Below are 16,051 nucleotides of genomic sequence, written 5' to 3'. Positions count from 1 at the left end.
TAAATTTGGTATCTAAAACAGGGATTTTATAATTTATGAAAAAAGAACAGGATAAAGAGCAGCAGGTAAGCAGTTTGTTTATACGATATAAAACTCAATTACAAGACTCTGCTTATGTAAGCGTCGATTTTTTGGTTCTACTAGTGGATATGATTCGTCCCAAGCATACCAATCTGCTTTATCAGATCGATATTCAATTTTTACTGGACTATCTCCATGCCGCACCCGAGGAGCTGGAATGCTTTCAGTTTTATTTAAAAAGAGTTCTGGCTAGTAAAGATTTTGATCAGTTGATTTCAGATACAGGAATTATCAGCTATGCGGATTTTTTTTATGAACTTAAAAAAAGGATCACCGAGCGATACTTGCCTTTTCAGCCACCCAAGTCTACTTTGCAATATATATTAAATCAGGTTTTTTACAAACCTCGTGATGCTGACTGGATTGCTACGGTTTCGCAAGAGCAGGTCGATGAACTGTTTCGTTTATGTAGATTCGAAACAATTTATGATGATGAAACTGGTTTTGGAATGATCGAAATATTGTATGGATTGGAACTGTTGGTTCAACGTATTACGGGGCGTGCAATGGAAACGGATGTAAACAAGATGGTACCTGAGTTTCAGAATTTTGATAGTCCATTTATAGCCATTATGCGGGAATTCACCGAATTGAATGACCGTATTTTGCAATCGGATAATAAGTTTATCTCCTCGGATGATCTGTCTTATAAACAAATTTTGGTACTTCATAAGCAGTGCGAATCGTATATTGAAACTGCCTTCGATAATTCACATCGTTTCGGAATTTCCATAAAGGTTAATCAATCACTTTTGCGCATGCGGCAGCAACTTGAAAGGATCCGAGAAATCTTACTTTTTTTAGTGATTGATAATCCGGAAGAAAAAAAGGAAAAGACGATTGCACTAGCAATGACCCTTATTGGTTACAATTCCCGAAAAAGCAATATTCGCAAATTGGTAGGGCAGAGTACACAGCTTTTAGCGTACGAGATTACTCATCATACTGCACAGACTGGGGAGCATTATATTACTTCAAGTCGGCAGGAATATTGGAAAATGTTCCGTTCTGCCTGCGGTGGCGGCCTCATTGTGGGCGTAATGTGTATCGTTAAATTATTATTAGGTAACGTACACAGCAGTGAGTTTGGTCATGCATTTTTATATAGCGTGAATTATGCTATTGGCTTTACGTTAATTTATCTCTTTGGTGCTACCTTAGCCACCAAACAACCTGCAATGACAGCTTCAGCATTGGTCAACGCAATTGAGCAGGGGATTGCCGAACAGGGGACCAACAAGCATCGATATTGGATATTTGCTGAATTATTTGCGCGATTATTTCGGTCTCAGTTTATTGCTTTTGTTGGTAATGTTTTGATGGCTTTTCCGATGAGTCTTTTTCTTGTTTGGGTGATTCAACAATTGTTTCAGGTCAATATTGCGAGTGCCAAGTGGTTACATCTGGTCAATGACCTCAATCCGATAAAGACGCCCTTGGTCTTGCATGCCTCTATTGCAGGTGTTTTTTTATTTCTTTCCGGAATTATTGCCGGCAGTATTTCAAATCGGGACAAGCATAACTCCGTATATTATCGTATTCAGGAACACCCCATGTTGAAAAAGATATTTGGACAAGCAAAAACAAACAAAATAGCTTCGTTTTATGAAAAAAAATGGGCAGGAATCGTGTCTAACGTGTGGTTCGGGATCTTTATGGGTTCAACAGCTTCCATCGGACTTTTTTTAGGTTTAAATCTTGACATTAGGCATATTACATTTGCCAGTGGAAATTTGGCCTTGGGCTTATTTGGTCATGGGATGGAGCTCTCTACCGACATATGGGTTTGGGGCATTTTAGGGATTGGAATTATAGGGTTCTTTAATTTTGTGGTCAGCTTTTCGCTATCCTTGATGTTAGCCTTCCGCTCGCGAAATCTATCGTCGAAAGAATTGATTAAAATGGGAAAGGCTGTTTGGATCTATTTTAAAATAAATCCAAAACTGTTTTTCTTCCCACCTCGAAAAGGTTAAGGGACTTAATATTATTGTTGACTGCGATGTTTCGATGCCGAGAGGTATGTGCCCAAACGTAAAGATATAAGATGATTTTGCTATGATCTAAACATTGATGTCACCAGAAAGGTCGGGCTTATCTTCATCATCTTTTTCTTTCTGTTCGGCTTGTGCTTCCTCCTTGTTATGGGTGCGATCGTCTTTGAGACCAGATAGATTGGTGTTAGGGCCCTCTTCTTCTTCTTTAGAAGCTTCCTCTTCCTGTGACTCGGACAAGTCTGGGCTTGGCTCACGTGGATCTGGATTTGGGATAGCAATCATGAGAAGGAGCACCATGCCTAGTTTATGGTTTATGTTTTTTGATCCGTTCATTTTAACTCGTTTTTTAAAAGAGAACATTTTTCGAACCATTATCGTTGGCTGAAATCGTATCTTATTTATTGCCTGTGATAATTTCAACTATACCTTCCAGCAAGGTAAGCTTCAATTGTTGGCCGAAGTAACTCTTGCGCTCATCATCGATGTGTATTTCTTTGCCTTCCCATTCCATCGCCAATCGACTAGCCCGGATAGGTATTATTTTAAATTCGACGTCGGTTCCATTCAATAGTCCATCGATATAGCTTATAAGTTCCTGACGTTGATCGACAGTGACAATGATGATATCAAACTGTCCATCTCCAGGATCAGCATCAGCAGCAAGCACTAGCCTCGGTCCGATGCTTGGTATATTCATGATCTCAACTAGTATGCACTCTTTTTCATAGTTATTTCCAGCCACTGTAAGTCTCAGTGTGGTAGCGGGGAATGTTTCCACCAGCTTGCGGAGCTGTCTTAGTGCGGTTTTGATTTCATCTTCTGCACTAAGATCTTCCGTGTTTTTTTTATCCATTTTTTTCATTAGTATAGGAAATACCCCAAAACCGATAGATTCAATAAAATATAGGGGCTTTCTTTCTAATCCTGTGACCATCCCTACATCGAATTTTTTAAGTAGAGCGTTTCTCCATAGACCAATAGCTTTTTCACAGTCTAGAGGAATACCAAGAGAAATAGCAATATTGTTTGCCGTGCCTTGTGGTAATATGGCGATCGGCCTCTTAAATCTTAGCTTTTTTTCCAATAGACCCATAACGGTCATTCTTATGGTACCATCACCGCCGGCCAAGGCGATGATATCTGTCTGTGGGTCGATCTTTTTGACAGCATCTTTTTTTGTTACTACAGTGCAATTGTGGCCAAGATCTTCAATCAATTGACATAGTTCGTCTTTGTCTCCATTCGAGTCATCCCCAGCGGCAGGATTGTGTACTAACCTTATGTTTTTGCCATGTTCTTTCATAACAGCAGAACAAAGCATGCTTGAGATTGGTTTTCATAGAAAAGGACAGCTATGAATATACTTATCACCAATGACGATGGTATCTATTCACCGGGGATTGCGGCACTGGCACAGATGGCGAAAGAGTTTGGGACGGTTAAGATTGTTGCACCCGATGTTGAGCAGTCGTCAATGGGGCATGCTATTACGCATTCTCGGCCCCTAAGCTATCGGCATGCGCCTGTTACTTTTGAGGATATTGATGCCTATAGGGTCAATGGCACACCGGCAGACTGTGTGGCCTTGGGTTTACATATGTTTCCAGATACGCAGGTTGTACTTTCTGGTATTAATATGGGGCCAAACTTAGGCAATTCAATGTGGCACTCAGGAACATTGGCTGCAGCAAAGCAAGCCACATTGCTCGGGATTACTGGTATAGCATTGAGTACACCTGTTGGAAAGACAGAACCTGATTTTGAAGGGCTATCTCGGTGGACAATAGAGGTACTCAAGATATTACTGAAAAATAAGGGCCCTGCTCTTTATAATGTGAATTTTCCACCCAAACCCGAAGGGCTTTCCTGGACAAGACAATCAGTACGTTTATATGATGGCAGTGTGGTTCCTGGACAGGATCCCATGGGAAGGAAAAACTATTGGATCACAGTGGTGCCATTAGAACCAGCTGAAAAGGGGACTGATCGCTGGGCAGTAGAACACAATTTGGTCTCTATTACACCTTTACGTCTTGATCTTACAGCACATGATGAACTTGCGGCAAGGCAGACGAGCGAACATAAATAATAGGGAGTACTAAAACAATATAAGATGGTAACAGCCGAAAATTTAATACAAAAGAAAAGATTCCGTCCCGCCAACAAAGCTGGATTTGGCGGAGTGGCATTGGGAAATGGATTTCAGCACAACTCAGATGTCGAATGCTTAAAGGCAGTCGAAGCCGCCTGGAATGCAGGGATAAGATTGTTTGATACCTCGCCATGGTATGGTTTGGGTATCAGTGAACGTAGGATGGGCTTATTTTTAAAAGATCAGCCTAGAGAAAGTTTTACGTTGTCAACAAAAGTAGGCCGATTAATGTTGCCGCAGGAGGATTTTAAAATGGAACAATCGTTATGGAAAGGAAAATTAAATTTTGCTTACCAATATGATTATAGTGCTGCAGGAGTGAGAAGAAGTATTGAAGATAGTCTGCAGCGCTTGGGATTATCTTCCATTGATATGGTATTTATTCATGACCTTTCACCTGACAATGGAGATATGAAAGACAGCTATACACATTATTTTGAGCAAGCTATTCATGGAGCAATGCCCGAATTGACTAAGATGCGAGAAGAAGGAGTTATTAAAGGTTGGGGACTGGGAGTTAATACCGTTACTCCTATCTTACAGACATTGGAAGTTGCCGATCCAGATATTTTTCTTTCGGCCTGCCAGTATTCATTGATAAAACATGACGATGAACTGAATCAGGTTTTCCCGAAAGTTGCTGAAAGAGATATTTCCATTATTGTAGGAGCTCCATTATGTGCTGGATTTTTATCGGGTAAAGACCGTTATCTCTATGATGGGAAGTTTCCTGCCGGTGTTAAAGAAAAGCTAAATGCTCTGCAACAGGTCGCGGAAAATCACGCTGTGGATCTCCGTACAGCAGCATTGCAATTTGCAGCGGCTCCCGAAGCAGTGTCCGGTGTTATACCCGGAGCACATACCGCTGAGCAGGCCGTGCAAAATGCACATTCCTTTAAGGCCAAGATTCCCGCCGACTTTTGGAGAGAGTTAAAACATGATAAACTTATTGAAGAACACGCACCGGTACCCAATACCCAACATACCTAATAAGACTAAGGGTTTGATTAGCACACCCTTAGTCTGTTGAATAAAGTATCTCAGCGAAAACTAATTCTCACTGAAATCATTGTCTATACTTTATTATTGAACAACTGTAGCTGAATCTATGGGGATCATCAGGTTAAAAGTAATTTTATTGTCCTTTAAATTTACGACTATTTTTCCCTTATGAATTTTTACTATTTCACTCACAATAAATAATCCTAATCCGAGCCCATTACTATTGACTCCTTTTACGAAAGGCTTAAATAGATCTGTAAGATCTGAATATTGAGGATAGGCGACTTCATTTGTAACACTAAAAATGAAATTTTCTTTTTGAATGCATGCATTTATTTCGATATTTTCATGAGGATTACCATGTTTTATAGCATTTCCAATTAAATTAGCGAAAGCCCGCCCCATTTTCTGATGATCACAGGGTATATCAACTGGAAGGTTGATGTTGGCGATTAGTGCTCTATTATGTAATACTTCAAATTCCGATAAGATTTGCTTAATCAATGAATCCATGCGGTAATGATCATTAATTCTAATTAGCCTGTCTTGAAGACGGATACTACTGAAATCTAAAATGTCATCTATCACACCCTTTACCCGTGATGAAGCCTCCTCTATTTTCTTTATTAAGTTTTTTTGGCTTTCATCTTTAATGTTTGCGCCAAGATATTGTGATATCACTTTTACGATGCTGACGGGATTATTTAAATCATGGGCCAAGGACGATAAAACGAGTTCTCTGTTTTTGGAATAACTAAGTTCCTGTTCTAATTTTCTTCTCGTATTTCTACGTTCAATTGCAGTTTTAAAATCTATTGCAATCAAATCACTGCAAACAGGGAGCAACGTCTCCAATTTAATTGGGTCGAAGTGTACGGGTTCCGCATTCATGAAACTCAAATGTCCAACAATAGAATTATTTTTGTTAATAATCGGATAAGAGATATAGCTTTTTAAACCGAATTCATGAAGAACTTGTGTCCATTCGTCGACAGAACATTGCTCGCTATCGTCAATGTAAATAGGTGAGAAACCTTTCCTTATTTCCTGATATATTTTAACGTAGTTTTCACTGTTTTTATTGACGATCTTCTGAGAATGATAGTCATAAACGCACCAATTCCCCCATTTCCGGCCATCTTTCCTGCGTATCATGCCATACCTCATTTTCGTGTGGCCACATAAAGCCTCCAAAATTCTTTGACAGGAGTCGAAGTCGCTCTTCTTCGTATACCTATCGTACCATTGATTTTGATTTAATTGGTTTGGGATTATCATTTTTGTTGCCGGTCTATTTGTTTACTAATAGCTTTGACTTACTGTTGAGGTTGGTGCACTTTAGAATTACTAATACCCTTTATTGCGCGAAATATAAATGCTATAGCTGCAATAATTAAAAGAATATGAATAAAATCTTCTGTTATGAATCCGCCCACAAAAGTAACCGCCAAAACAATCATTACGCTAATAGCTACCGAATATAATAGGTCTTCCATATAATATTATTCTTTATTGAAGAACAATATCTAAATAGAATCGTTTCGTAATTTTGTAACTTGATAAGAAAACTCACAAAAAAAAGCCGTTTTACATTAGTATAACGGCTTTTTCTTCAATTTCTACGGCTTAGGTCTAAAAAGATTTAATTTTCCAAATGATGAAACTATTCATTAATGGATCAGCTTATAATTTAGACCTAGCCCAAAGCGAGCGCCAGACCAGTCAATCTTGGTATCTCTCATTTCACTACTTTTACCAGGTATTTCAGCATTATATCCTAAACCTAGGTTAATGCCCAGGGCCTTAACTATATTCCACTGAATACCAACATAAGGAGTGATCGAAAAACCTGTGGATTTGGATTCAACAAGGTGCTTTTTGTCAATTTCATTGCGGCCAGATTGAGTTTGATAATAACCGTCTGATGTAATATTATTGATGGTTATCGCAGGAGAGATCTCTGCAAAAAGCAATAAATTTTTATCCTGTCCTTCATTTGTCTGGAAGAAAAAATTACGATATACCGCTCCGATACGATAGGCGTTCGCATTCAAGTTATAGGCAATAGCTCCGGAATAATCCGAATAGGCCAGTCGACCCCCTGTGGATAGATAAGTGAAATTGACACCATAGTCATTCTTTTTTACGGAGTATGTAATTTCACCGTAATTGGTATAATGATTTGGGAAATTATCAGTAACTGAAATAGGAACTGGATAGTCTAATTTAATTCCGCTTTGAATAACATTTAATAATGAACTCATATCGGACATTTTATAGCTACCCATGCCAAATCGATATCCGAATCCAATTTGAGCCATTGAGGTTATCGTAATGAATAACAAGGCAATACTTAAAAGTAGTTTTCTCATGATTTTTAGGCTATTGGACGATATTAACATAATTGTTGTAAAGAATAATATTGTTGTTTAGAAGTCGTACTTGATAAGGTTGGAAATAATTGCCTGTCGTCATACTAAAGAGGACATTACTATACTTATTATCTAACACATTAACGATCGAATTAGAAGAGAAGTATTCATCCTTAAAAAGGATATTTCCGGTGAATCCATCAAAGCAAAGAAATTCTCCTTGTACTTTTTTGATTACTTTTAAAGTAGGTAATTCACAAATTGAGAAATAATTATCATATGATTGAAGAATAACCTGATCTTTAATTAACGGGTGAAATATGATCTCATTTCTAGTACGGCTTCCTTTTTTCTCAGCAATCAATGTAAACTGATCATTTTCATATTTATAGATTTTGTACCAACCATTATCATAGCTTCCAGAACTTGAGGTGTATCTACCGTCTTGAGAAATAATAGGAAAGAACTGTCCGTTGTTTTCCCTTTTTTCACTCAATAATTTACCTGAATTTAGATCATATATCTCATAGTGATATAAATCATTGTTACCGACAAGGATTTTATCATCACTGGTCAAATAGTAGACTGGAAAATCATCACTAGCATAAGTTCTAAGTTTTTTACTGAACGTAAAATCCAAATACACTTCGATTTTTGGCTTCGTTTCATAAATATCACTTCTCAAATGAACTGCAACTTTTCCTGTAGCAGGAGAAACTTTAAATGAGCTAATATAATAAGGGTATTGCACAAGATCAGTATTGTTACTTTTCATAGCGAGATCATCAATTCCATAACTTCGGATTCCAAAACCATTTTTTACGCCGCGCATGGAAAGGATTAATTTGTTTTTAATATCTCCCTCAGCCATGATCATATGCGCATATTCTATTTCAGCTTCGTATTTTTGTTCTTTAAAATAGTTGATGATCTTCGGGTATTTAGCATAATCCCATTCATTAGCCTTTTCGGGCAAAATATATAATTCATAATATTGCTCTTCTTGAAAAGGGAATGCAGGCCTGTAGACCTCAGCACTATTTTTACCTACTGGGATTGTTTGTGTATTTCCTTTCCATACAAGAATATACTTGTTTGCAATGCCATCTGGGTGAGTCCACTGTATGTTCAGATTTAGATTTTTTAAGGTTTTTATTTTGAAATAATCGCTTGTGAAAACCTTATATTTTACAGAATAAAAATCTTCTTTTGGTGGAACTTTGTTACCCTTGTATTTTGTTATTATTTTATATGTTTTTGCTCCATAGGAATAATCATCGTCAACAAAGCTATTCTTATCAGGATCTGAAATTCGGTTAATCAGGATTTGATCCAAATTGCTGAAATTGTATATTTCATAACTTTCAATTTCAGCACCTTCTATGGCTGGTTTTGTCCAATAAATCTCTAATTTTTTTGAAGAATTAATCCGTTGGTTAATATTCAAATTTACCTGAGGGTTTATGTATTTTATTGGGTAGGTGAATTCAAAAGCAGATTTCTCCTGTCCTAAAACCTCAGCTAAACTTCCGGTTCCTGAAGATAGTTCTACTTTTACTTTCAATATATCCGACGTTCCTCCTGCAAGATCGGAAGGCTTTATGCGCAATACTGCCTTTTCACTACCCACAAGTTTATTATTGAGATAAAACTCTTGTTTAGCGATAGATCCTGATGTAGCATTGATTGCATACGATAAATCGGTTGGAGCATAAATATAAACGGTTTGACCATTTGGTACGTCTGCTAGATTCATAGAAACCTTAGCATCTTTATCTGGTGGTTTAATTTCATGAAAATTAAGATCTTCGCTGTTATATTTACAGGAAATAAGACATAAAAAATTGAAACACATGTATAATTTAAAAATACATAGTAGGTTCTTACGACGCATATAGATTAATTTATGGTTTTTATTTGAGGTACAAAATAAGTTAAAATCCTTCTAAAACTAGATTTATTTTTTTAAAAATTCACTTTATGGTTAAAAAAAATGAGCTTGAAAAACGGGTCTTTTGAAGCATGATGATCAAAAGTTCTTTTTTCCATAAAAAAGAACTTTTGTCTTTTGATTATGCTAACGATCCAGTTTGTTTTGCTATTGGCATGTTGCTAGTTACCTACATATCAATGAAGATAATAATGGCACACATAACATTTATTAAATTTTGCGGTTACAAAACCTCAAAAAGCTCTTTATATTTAATCGTCGTACCGTTCAAAGTCATTACAAGAGCTGATTTACCTTTAGGTGCAAATGCCGGGATGATAAAACGGTGTTCTTCTGAGCTTCGAGAGATACTTGTTGCATAAGCGCCGCCAACAGTTATCTGTATGGAGCCAAGGCCTTTTCCTTTGATCGTTATAACATCTCCAGGATAACCCTTTAAAGGTGTAATGTCGCTCACTTGAAAATCGTTTATATACAGGGGCTGTTTTTTAGGTGCGTAAAAAGATTCATCGTAATTGATGTCGACACGGTAGCCAATTTGAATTTCTGTCCGCCCAATTATGTTTGATGGCAGAGTAAAATTTATTTTACCATCTTGCGCTATAGGATGTTCGTAAATTCCATCGCCTGATACCAGGTATTCGTGATCATCAATGAAATTACCCGTAATTGTAAAAGTTTCTCCAACAAATCTCGATGTAATTGGGGGAGTAACCCAGGTCAAGTTTCTGACTTCAACCTGCTCGGTAGTTGTTGCAGTATAGAAGGGATTACTATAACTGAAATTGTACAGGCCATTTGGAATATTGCGCACAGCAAAAGATTCTGTATTTCCGCGCGTACTGTAAGGAATATGTGCTATGTCATGCTTACCAAGATAATATCTTGCTTTTTCAGATACTGTAATGTAGGAATAGAAATCGACTCCAGTCATTTTCATTAAGTACGGAGAATGAATAATCTTCTTTTCAAAATGAATATTACTACCGATAGGTTTGATCAGTTCGATAGAGTCTTTGAACACAACAGAATCCTTTCCATTGTGGTATCCCAGTTGAAATTTAGTTCCTTTTAGATTCTCTATATCAAGTAGATAGATGTAGTTTTTGTATTTAATTTTTTTGCCATTGATCAATATGTACAAGGGAGGATCCATCCAAATCCGTTCCGGATCTAATCCTGTTCCTTCTATTGGTAGATAATCGCTGAGATATAGTTGAGTTTTTGTTGGCGGATTTACGGTTCCCAGTATCTGGATGCGGGCGATGCCTCTACTAATTTCCTGACCGGATTTGTCTTTATAGCGGAGAAAAAAGAATATCTTATTTCCATGATTGAAACTACCTGATTTTGGAAAAGTAAAGATTAGGCTCTTTCGGTCACTTGCGAGTTGATAAGGTACAATATATTCCTTCTGATCTAAACCATCGTAGTATAATTTTACATTTTCGGATATGAACTTGAAATCGCCAGTAACTGTTATTTTATTGTTATTGGGTACAAGCATGTCTTCCAGGTAATTGATTTGAAGTCCATCTGCTTCAAAAATACTACTTTCACTGCGGTAAAATCCGTTTTTTGTTTTGACGTATAAGGTATAACGAAAACGGTCTCCAACTTCAAAATCACGGCTGTATTGATATTTAAAAGAAACCTCACCGGTGGTTACTTTATTGCCTAGACTGATTAAGATTTCCTTTTCATTATCCTTATTGTTTTCTATCTTTTCGATAATAAACCCATGGTCTTCTACCGGCACCCCATTTAACCGTTCTATGAGACCATGTAAAGTAACGGTTTTCCCCTCCAGGTTGCTAAATGAGCCAGCCTTTAGCGATACTGGGCTATAATCGACTACCTCCGTAACTTCTTTCTTTTTACATCCAATAAGAATGTTCAAACTCATAATGAATAACGAAAAAAGGAAAATTGCTGCGCTATGGATAGATCTTGTCTTCATAATAAATTATCTTTATCGGTTAGTTGATTTCAAGATAGTCTGTCGCCGTAATAGTATTGTTTTTCCCGAAATTGGTAAAACTAATATTGATGCGATATTTACCTTTAGGCAGGTTATTTGGAATTTCGAATTGAATTTTATTGTTCTGGGACAGGGTATGTCGTGCTTCCACCGTTGCAATTTGCGCTTGATAACCTTTTAGTCCATCTCCCTCAATCGTAATCAAATCACCTGTAGAGGCTTTCAAAGGATATATGGCAGTGATTGTTGTCGCTTTAATTTCCAAGGGAATGCTATTGGAATAATAAGATCGTTGATAGTCCATATCACTTTTATAACTCATCTTGATTTGATATTTCCCGGCCGTCATAAATTGGGGGATTTCAAAATTTACTTCACCGGTCGTTGTGCAGGTTGTTGAGCTTGTATTAGTTTTATCTATTTCAAGTGTATAGGATTGCCCTTTTACAAATGTGCCCTTTAACGTTATTTTATCTCCGGCATAGGCTTCACTATGGCTACTTGAAGCAATATTCATTTTTTTGACCTTAATTGTATTGGCACTTTTATAGGTGAAGTGATTATTGTTCATAATCATCGGATAATCACCTTCAGGGAGATCACTTATTGTTAATTCCCCTTTTTTTGCGTTTCTGTCTACTTGGTTATAAATGACATGCTGATTCCCTACAGTTACGTGCCCCCCAAAATTGAATTTGTCCGGGCCACTTCCAAATACTTCAAATTTTGTTCCTGGGTGTACATACGCTGGTATTACCTTGAATTCGTTTGGATCTGGCTCGATAAGTTGCAACGGTTGGGGAAAGGTTATGGTGTCACGTCCATTCGTATAACCCATAGTGAATTTTTTTCCTTTTTGGTTATCAATAAGATAGCGAAGATCCATCTCATCGCTATGTCTTAAAAAAATATTACCGACAAACACTTCTAGCCCTGGTTTTTCTGAATAATCTGTAAGATAGGGGAGACGAAGAATATCATCGTAATAATATGAATAAGAAGTCGGTGGGGCTAATGTCCCAACAATAAAAGCCTTAGCAATGATAGCAGCTAGATGCGGTTCCTCCTGGTTTTTGCTGATCAATCTAAATGTGACATTATAGCCTTGTTTTACACCCTCGGGAACCTTGAAACGAATGGCTTTTCCCGAATTGACAATTTCAAAAGGCATTTTTTTATCTTCGTGGAAGGAATAGTAGAGATCATAATCTTTTTCAATGTTGGTAAACTCACCTTCTATCGTAATAATTTCGCCTGCAGCTATTTTAAGATCCTCTTTGGCAATGACTTTAATGTTATTGATTCTAAACTGATCAGATTTACTTAGGTATGTCTCTTTTTCTGACTTTACAAAATATTTGTAACTGTAATAGTAACCTTCTTTGTAAATCTCAGGGTCGGGGATTTTGTACGTAAATGAGCCAGATTTTAAAGTCGAAGCAATAGGATATTCTCTTTTTATATAAGTATCTCCACTTCTTCCGTCGACCATAAAACCATGGGATAGGATAATATCACTATTATTTAAATACCTTACTTCGGCGGATAAAGTCAAATTATTGCCCGTATTGCTTAAGGGAGCTAAAAGAACGACTTCTGTCGGATTTGTATCTGGTGGGATTATGATAACATCCTTTGCACAGGAAAATAATAATAATCCAAGGAGGTTACAAATACATGTTAGTACTCTTAATTTCGTAAGTTGGTTGATCCAAGTATGAAAATTCATTAGATAATATGCTGGCTAAATATTAGCTGCAAATATGATGATAATATCTTATAAGTAATTCACCCAAGGTTTTTTTATTATTTATGAAAATATCCAGGGATTTAACTACGAATCAGGATACGAATATGTGATCAAAGTAAAAGTTGAAGAGGTCAGGAACCCTCCTGCTGATGGTTCATCTCAGCAATATACACTGATAACTCAAGTGTCGAAAACAAAAAAGTAATTTGATAATACACGAAAGAAAGTCCCTTTTTGAGAAATTGGGACTTTTTATTTTCTTATCCCGGCTGCCAAGCGGAAAGGACGTTGATTCCCTTAGGAAAATGGTAAAAGTGATGAAAAACACATGTTATGCTGTTTTTTTTTAACGACATTTGAACATGGCTCTATTAATAACTTTGGATAATGTTTATCAATTGTATAATCTTGACCTTTCAAAAAAGACGGAAGGCATAGTTATTCTTAGTCAACGACATGGCCCTGGGAAGAAGTATACAAGTCATAGCCGCATATTTGATGGTTTATTATTAGGTTTTATGGTACAGGGATCTATGAAATCTCAAATCCATTTCTTAGAATATGACGTAAATAAAGGGGACATTGCTATTTTGCAGCCACAAGTGATGATCGACACAAAATCATTGAGTGAAGATGCTGAAATTATAACAATCGGTCTTTCATTGGATTTCATTACAGAATTTCCTGTTCTACGGGAATTTGTAATGAACAATCAAATAAGATGGCAGCCAATTATTAGACTTCAATCGGAAGAAATTAAACTCCAAAATGAATTATTGACCCTTATACAAAACTTCTACCATAAAAAAGCAAGTCCCAATAAGACACAAATGCTACGGCATCTCGTCATGGTGCTAGTTAGTATGATTTCTGAAGTCTATTCTAAATTACCAAATAACAAAAATTTGGTGAAAAGCCGTACGCATGAGATTATCGATGAATTTTATCTGCTTGTTTCAAAGTATGCCGGGCAACAAAGAAGTGTTGTATTTTACGCTGAAAAACTACATTTAACACCTCAATATCTTTCAACTTTCCTCAAACAGAAAACTGGAAGATCGGCATTACAATGGATTGATCATATCACAATTCTACATGCTAAAACATTATTAAAATCTTCTAATTTATCAATCAAAGAAATCAGTAATGAACTTCATTTTGAAGAAACAAGCGTCTTTTGCAGATACTTCAAACGAATTGTTGGTTTGTCACCAACAACTTATCGAAACGTGTGATAGATGGTATTCGTTTAACTATCGAAGGCATTTACAGATTTTCAAGTAGAATTAGCTTTCAAATGGTACGTAAACACCATTAAATTGTCAATAGCTCCTTTTCTCGTCTGTTTAATTTTACGGCATGAAAAATACAGGAAAAAAAGCAGCTATTGGGTTTATATGTATTACCCTGTTGATTGATATTACAAGTTGGGGCATTATACTTCCAGTTGTTCCTAAACTCATTGCAGAACTTATTCATGGAGACCTTAGCGAAGCAGCAAAATATGGAGGATGGCTCGGCTTTGCTTATGCTGTTACACAATTTATATGTGCGCCTATAGTGGGCAATCTCAGTGATAAATATGGTAGACGCCCAATTATCTTAATTTCTCTTTTTGGATTTGCTATCGACTATATATTATTAGCATTGGCGCCATCTATCAGTTGGCTCTTTTTGGGAAGAATCATTGCTGGGCTGACTGGGGCTAGTATTTCAACCGCTAGTGCATACATCGCTGATATATCCACGGATGAAGATAGAACCAAAAATTTTGGTTTAATAGGCGCAGCTTTTGGTATGGGGTTTATCTTGGGCCCGGTAATCGGTGGTTTACTTGGATATTACGGCGCTCGAGTACCCTTTTATGCAGCCGCATTATTATGCCTAGTGAATTTTCTCTATGGGCTGTTTTTCCTGCCGGAAAGTTTAGATAAGGATAAACGACGACCATTTGATTGGAAACGTGCGAATCCTATTGGAACATTTAATTTTCTGAAAAAACAATCGAAAATAGCGCGCCTTGTTGTTGCCTTGATTTTGGTCTATATCGCTCTTCACGCCGTGCAGAGTAATTGGCATTTCTTTACCATGTATAAGTTTAGTTGGACAGAACGGGCGGTTGGCTTATCACTTGGGTTGCTCGGATTATTGCTTGGATTAGTACAGGGGTTTCTAATAAGATGGGTAAACCCTAAATTAGGCGACGAGAAAAGTGTATATTTTGGATTATTCTTTTATGCGGTCGGTCTTATGCTATTCGCATTCGCTAGTGAAGGATGGATGATGTTTGTTTTCCTTATCCCATATTCTTTAGGCGGAATCTGTGGACCCGCACTGCAATCCATTATTAGCAAGAATATTCCTTCAAATGAACAAGGTGAACTTCAGGGAGCGTTGGCAAGTTTGGTAAGTGCAACATCTATTATTGGACCTCCAATAATGACAAACTCATTCTACTATTTTACACAGGATAAAGCGCTATTTCAATTTTCGGGAGTGCCATTTTTTCTGGGATCCATTTTAATTTGTATGAGTGGAATCATTATATATTTTGTTTTTCAACGAAATAATAACCATTAAGAAATGGAGATAACGCCTGCCAGTTGTAATGAGAAATTGTTACTTGTGTCGATAATGGGCTCATATTCTAAATTTCTAGCTTTAAGTATTTCCTAACTTTACTATATTTGCCGTTAATAATAATTAGTCTAAATAGTAATTATATCTTTTTCAGAACAGGCTTTCCCAGATAGAAAGGTTTGGAAATA

The 16,051-nt window shown here is 36.9% G+C and carries 14 protein-coding genes; 6 read left to right on the top strand and 8 right to left on the bottom strand.

Annotation, left to right across the window (positions count from 1 at the left end; genetic code table 11):
- Positions 1-35 precede the first annotated feature (35 nt).
- Positions 36-2,054, top strand: a complete 2,019-nt coding sequence (locus M2419_RS04960) for a site-specific recombinase (RefSeq protein ID WP_259254403.1) — start codon at positions 36-38, stop codon at positions 2,052-2,054.
- 87 nt (positions 2,055-2,141) lie between these two features.
- Here M2419_RS04960 and M2419_RS04955 read toward each other — a convergent pair whose 3' ends face one another.
- On the bottom strand, positions 2,142-2,372 hold the full coding sequence (locus M2419_RS04955; protein ID WP_259254402.1) for a hypothetical protein: 231 nt from the start codon (positions 2,370-2,372) through the stop codon (positions 2,142-2,144).
- Positions 2,373-2,469: 97 nt separating this feature from the next.
- The gene (locus tag M2419_RS04950; RefSeq protein ID WP_235032849.1) at positions 2,470-3,378 is read right to left on the bottom strand and encodes a diacylglycerol kinase family protein; all 909 of its coding nucleotides are present in this window, start codon (positions 3,376-3,378) and stop codon (positions 2,470-2,472) included.
- A 51-nt stretch (positions 3,379-3,429) separates the two neighbouring features.
- Here M2419_RS04950 and surE point away from each other — a divergent pair, with 51 nt between their 5' ends.
- Positions 3,430-4,164, top strand: a complete 735-nt coding sequence (surE, locus tag M2419_RS04945; protein WP_259254401.1) for a 5'/3'-nucleotidase SurE — start codon at positions 3,430-3,432, stop codon at positions 4,162-4,164.
- A 24-nt stretch (positions 4,165-4,188) separates the two neighbouring features.
- Positions 4,189-5,217, top strand: coding sequence for an aldo/keto reductase (locus tag M2419_RS04940; RefSeq protein ID WP_259254400.1), 1,029 nt, complete (start codon positions 4,189-4,191; stop codon positions 5,215-5,217).
- A 93-nt stretch (positions 5,218-5,310) separates the two neighbouring features.
- Here M2419_RS04940 and M2419_RS04935 read toward each other — a convergent pair whose 3' ends face one another.
- From M2419_RS04935 to M2419_RS04910, 6 genes are all read right to left on the bottom strand, one after another.
- Positions 5,311-6,507 carry a GAF domain-containing sensor histidine kinase gene (locus tag M2419_RS04935; protein WP_259254399.1) on the bottom strand — a complete coding sequence of 399 codons (1,197 nt, stop codon included), beginning with the start codon at positions 6,505-6,507 and terminating at the stop codon, positions 5,311-5,313.
- A 38-nt stretch (positions 6,508-6,545) separates the two neighbouring features.
- A complete protein-coding gene (locus M2419_RS04930; RefSeq protein WP_259254398.1) occupies positions 6,546-6,725 on the bottom strand; it encodes a DUF5670 family protein in 180 nt (59 codons plus the stop codon).
- A gap of 174 nt (positions 6,726-6,899) precedes the next feature.
- On the bottom strand, positions 6,900-7,601 hold the full coding sequence (locus tag M2419_RS04925; protein ID WP_259254397.1) for a hypothetical protein: 702 nt from the start codon (positions 7,599-7,601) through the stop codon (positions 6,900-6,902).
- A 10-nt stretch (positions 7,602-7,611) separates the two neighbouring features.
- Positions 7,612-9,357, bottom strand: coding sequence for a hypothetical protein (locus M2419_RS04920; protein WP_259254396.1), 1,746 nt, complete (start codon positions 9,355-9,357; stop codon positions 7,612-7,614).
- A gap of 418 nt (positions 9,358-9,775) precedes the next feature.
- Positions 9,776-11,512, bottom strand: coding sequence for an IPT/TIG domain-containing protein (locus M2419_RS04915; protein WP_259254395.1), 1,737 nt, complete (start codon positions 11,510-11,512; stop codon positions 9,776-9,778).
- Between the two features lie 19 nt (positions 11,513-11,531).
- Entirely contained in the window at positions 11,532-13,262 is a 1,731-nt protein-coding gene (locus M2419_RS04910) for an IPT/TIG domain-containing protein (RefSeq protein WP_259254394.1), read from the bottom strand.
- Between the two features lie 76 nt (positions 13,263-13,338).
- Here M2419_RS04910 and M2419_RS27460 point away from each other — a divergent pair, with 76 nt between their 5' ends.
- The 3 genes from M2419_RS27460 to M2419_RS04900 all read left to right on the top strand — a co-directional run bounded on the left by M2419_RS27460 (position 13,339) and on the right by M2419_RS04900 (position 15,863).
- Complete coding sequence (locus M2419_RS27460) at positions 13,339-13,488, top strand: DUF4377 domain-containing protein (protein WP_153846505.1); 150 nt, start codon at positions 13,339-13,341, stop codon at positions 13,486-13,488.
- 157 nt (positions 13,489-13,645) lie between these two features.
- Positions 13,646-14,518 carry an AraC family transcriptional regulator gene (locus M2419_RS04905; RefSeq protein WP_153846450.1) on the top strand — a complete coding sequence of 291 codons (873 nt, stop codon included), beginning with the start codon at positions 13,646-13,648 and terminating at the stop codon, positions 14,516-14,518.
- Between the two features lie 124 nt (positions 14,519-14,642).
- Positions 14,643-15,863: a TCR/Tet family MFS transporter gene (locus M2419_RS04900; protein ID WP_153846449.1), complete on the top strand. Its 1,221-nt coding sequence runs from the start codon at positions 14,643-14,645 to the stop codon at positions 15,861-15,863.
- Positions 15,864-16,051 lie beyond the last annotated feature (188 nt).

The sequence above is a fragment of the Sphingobacterium sp. BIGb0116 genome, assembly GCF_024808035.1.
Classification (GTDB): Bacteria; Bacteroidota; Bacteroidia; order Sphingobacteriales; family Sphingobacteriaceae; genus Sphingobacterium; species Sphingobacterium paramultivorum.
Note: the sequence above shows the minus strand (reverse complement) of the source record. Positions and strands in the feature narration are given on the sequence as shown.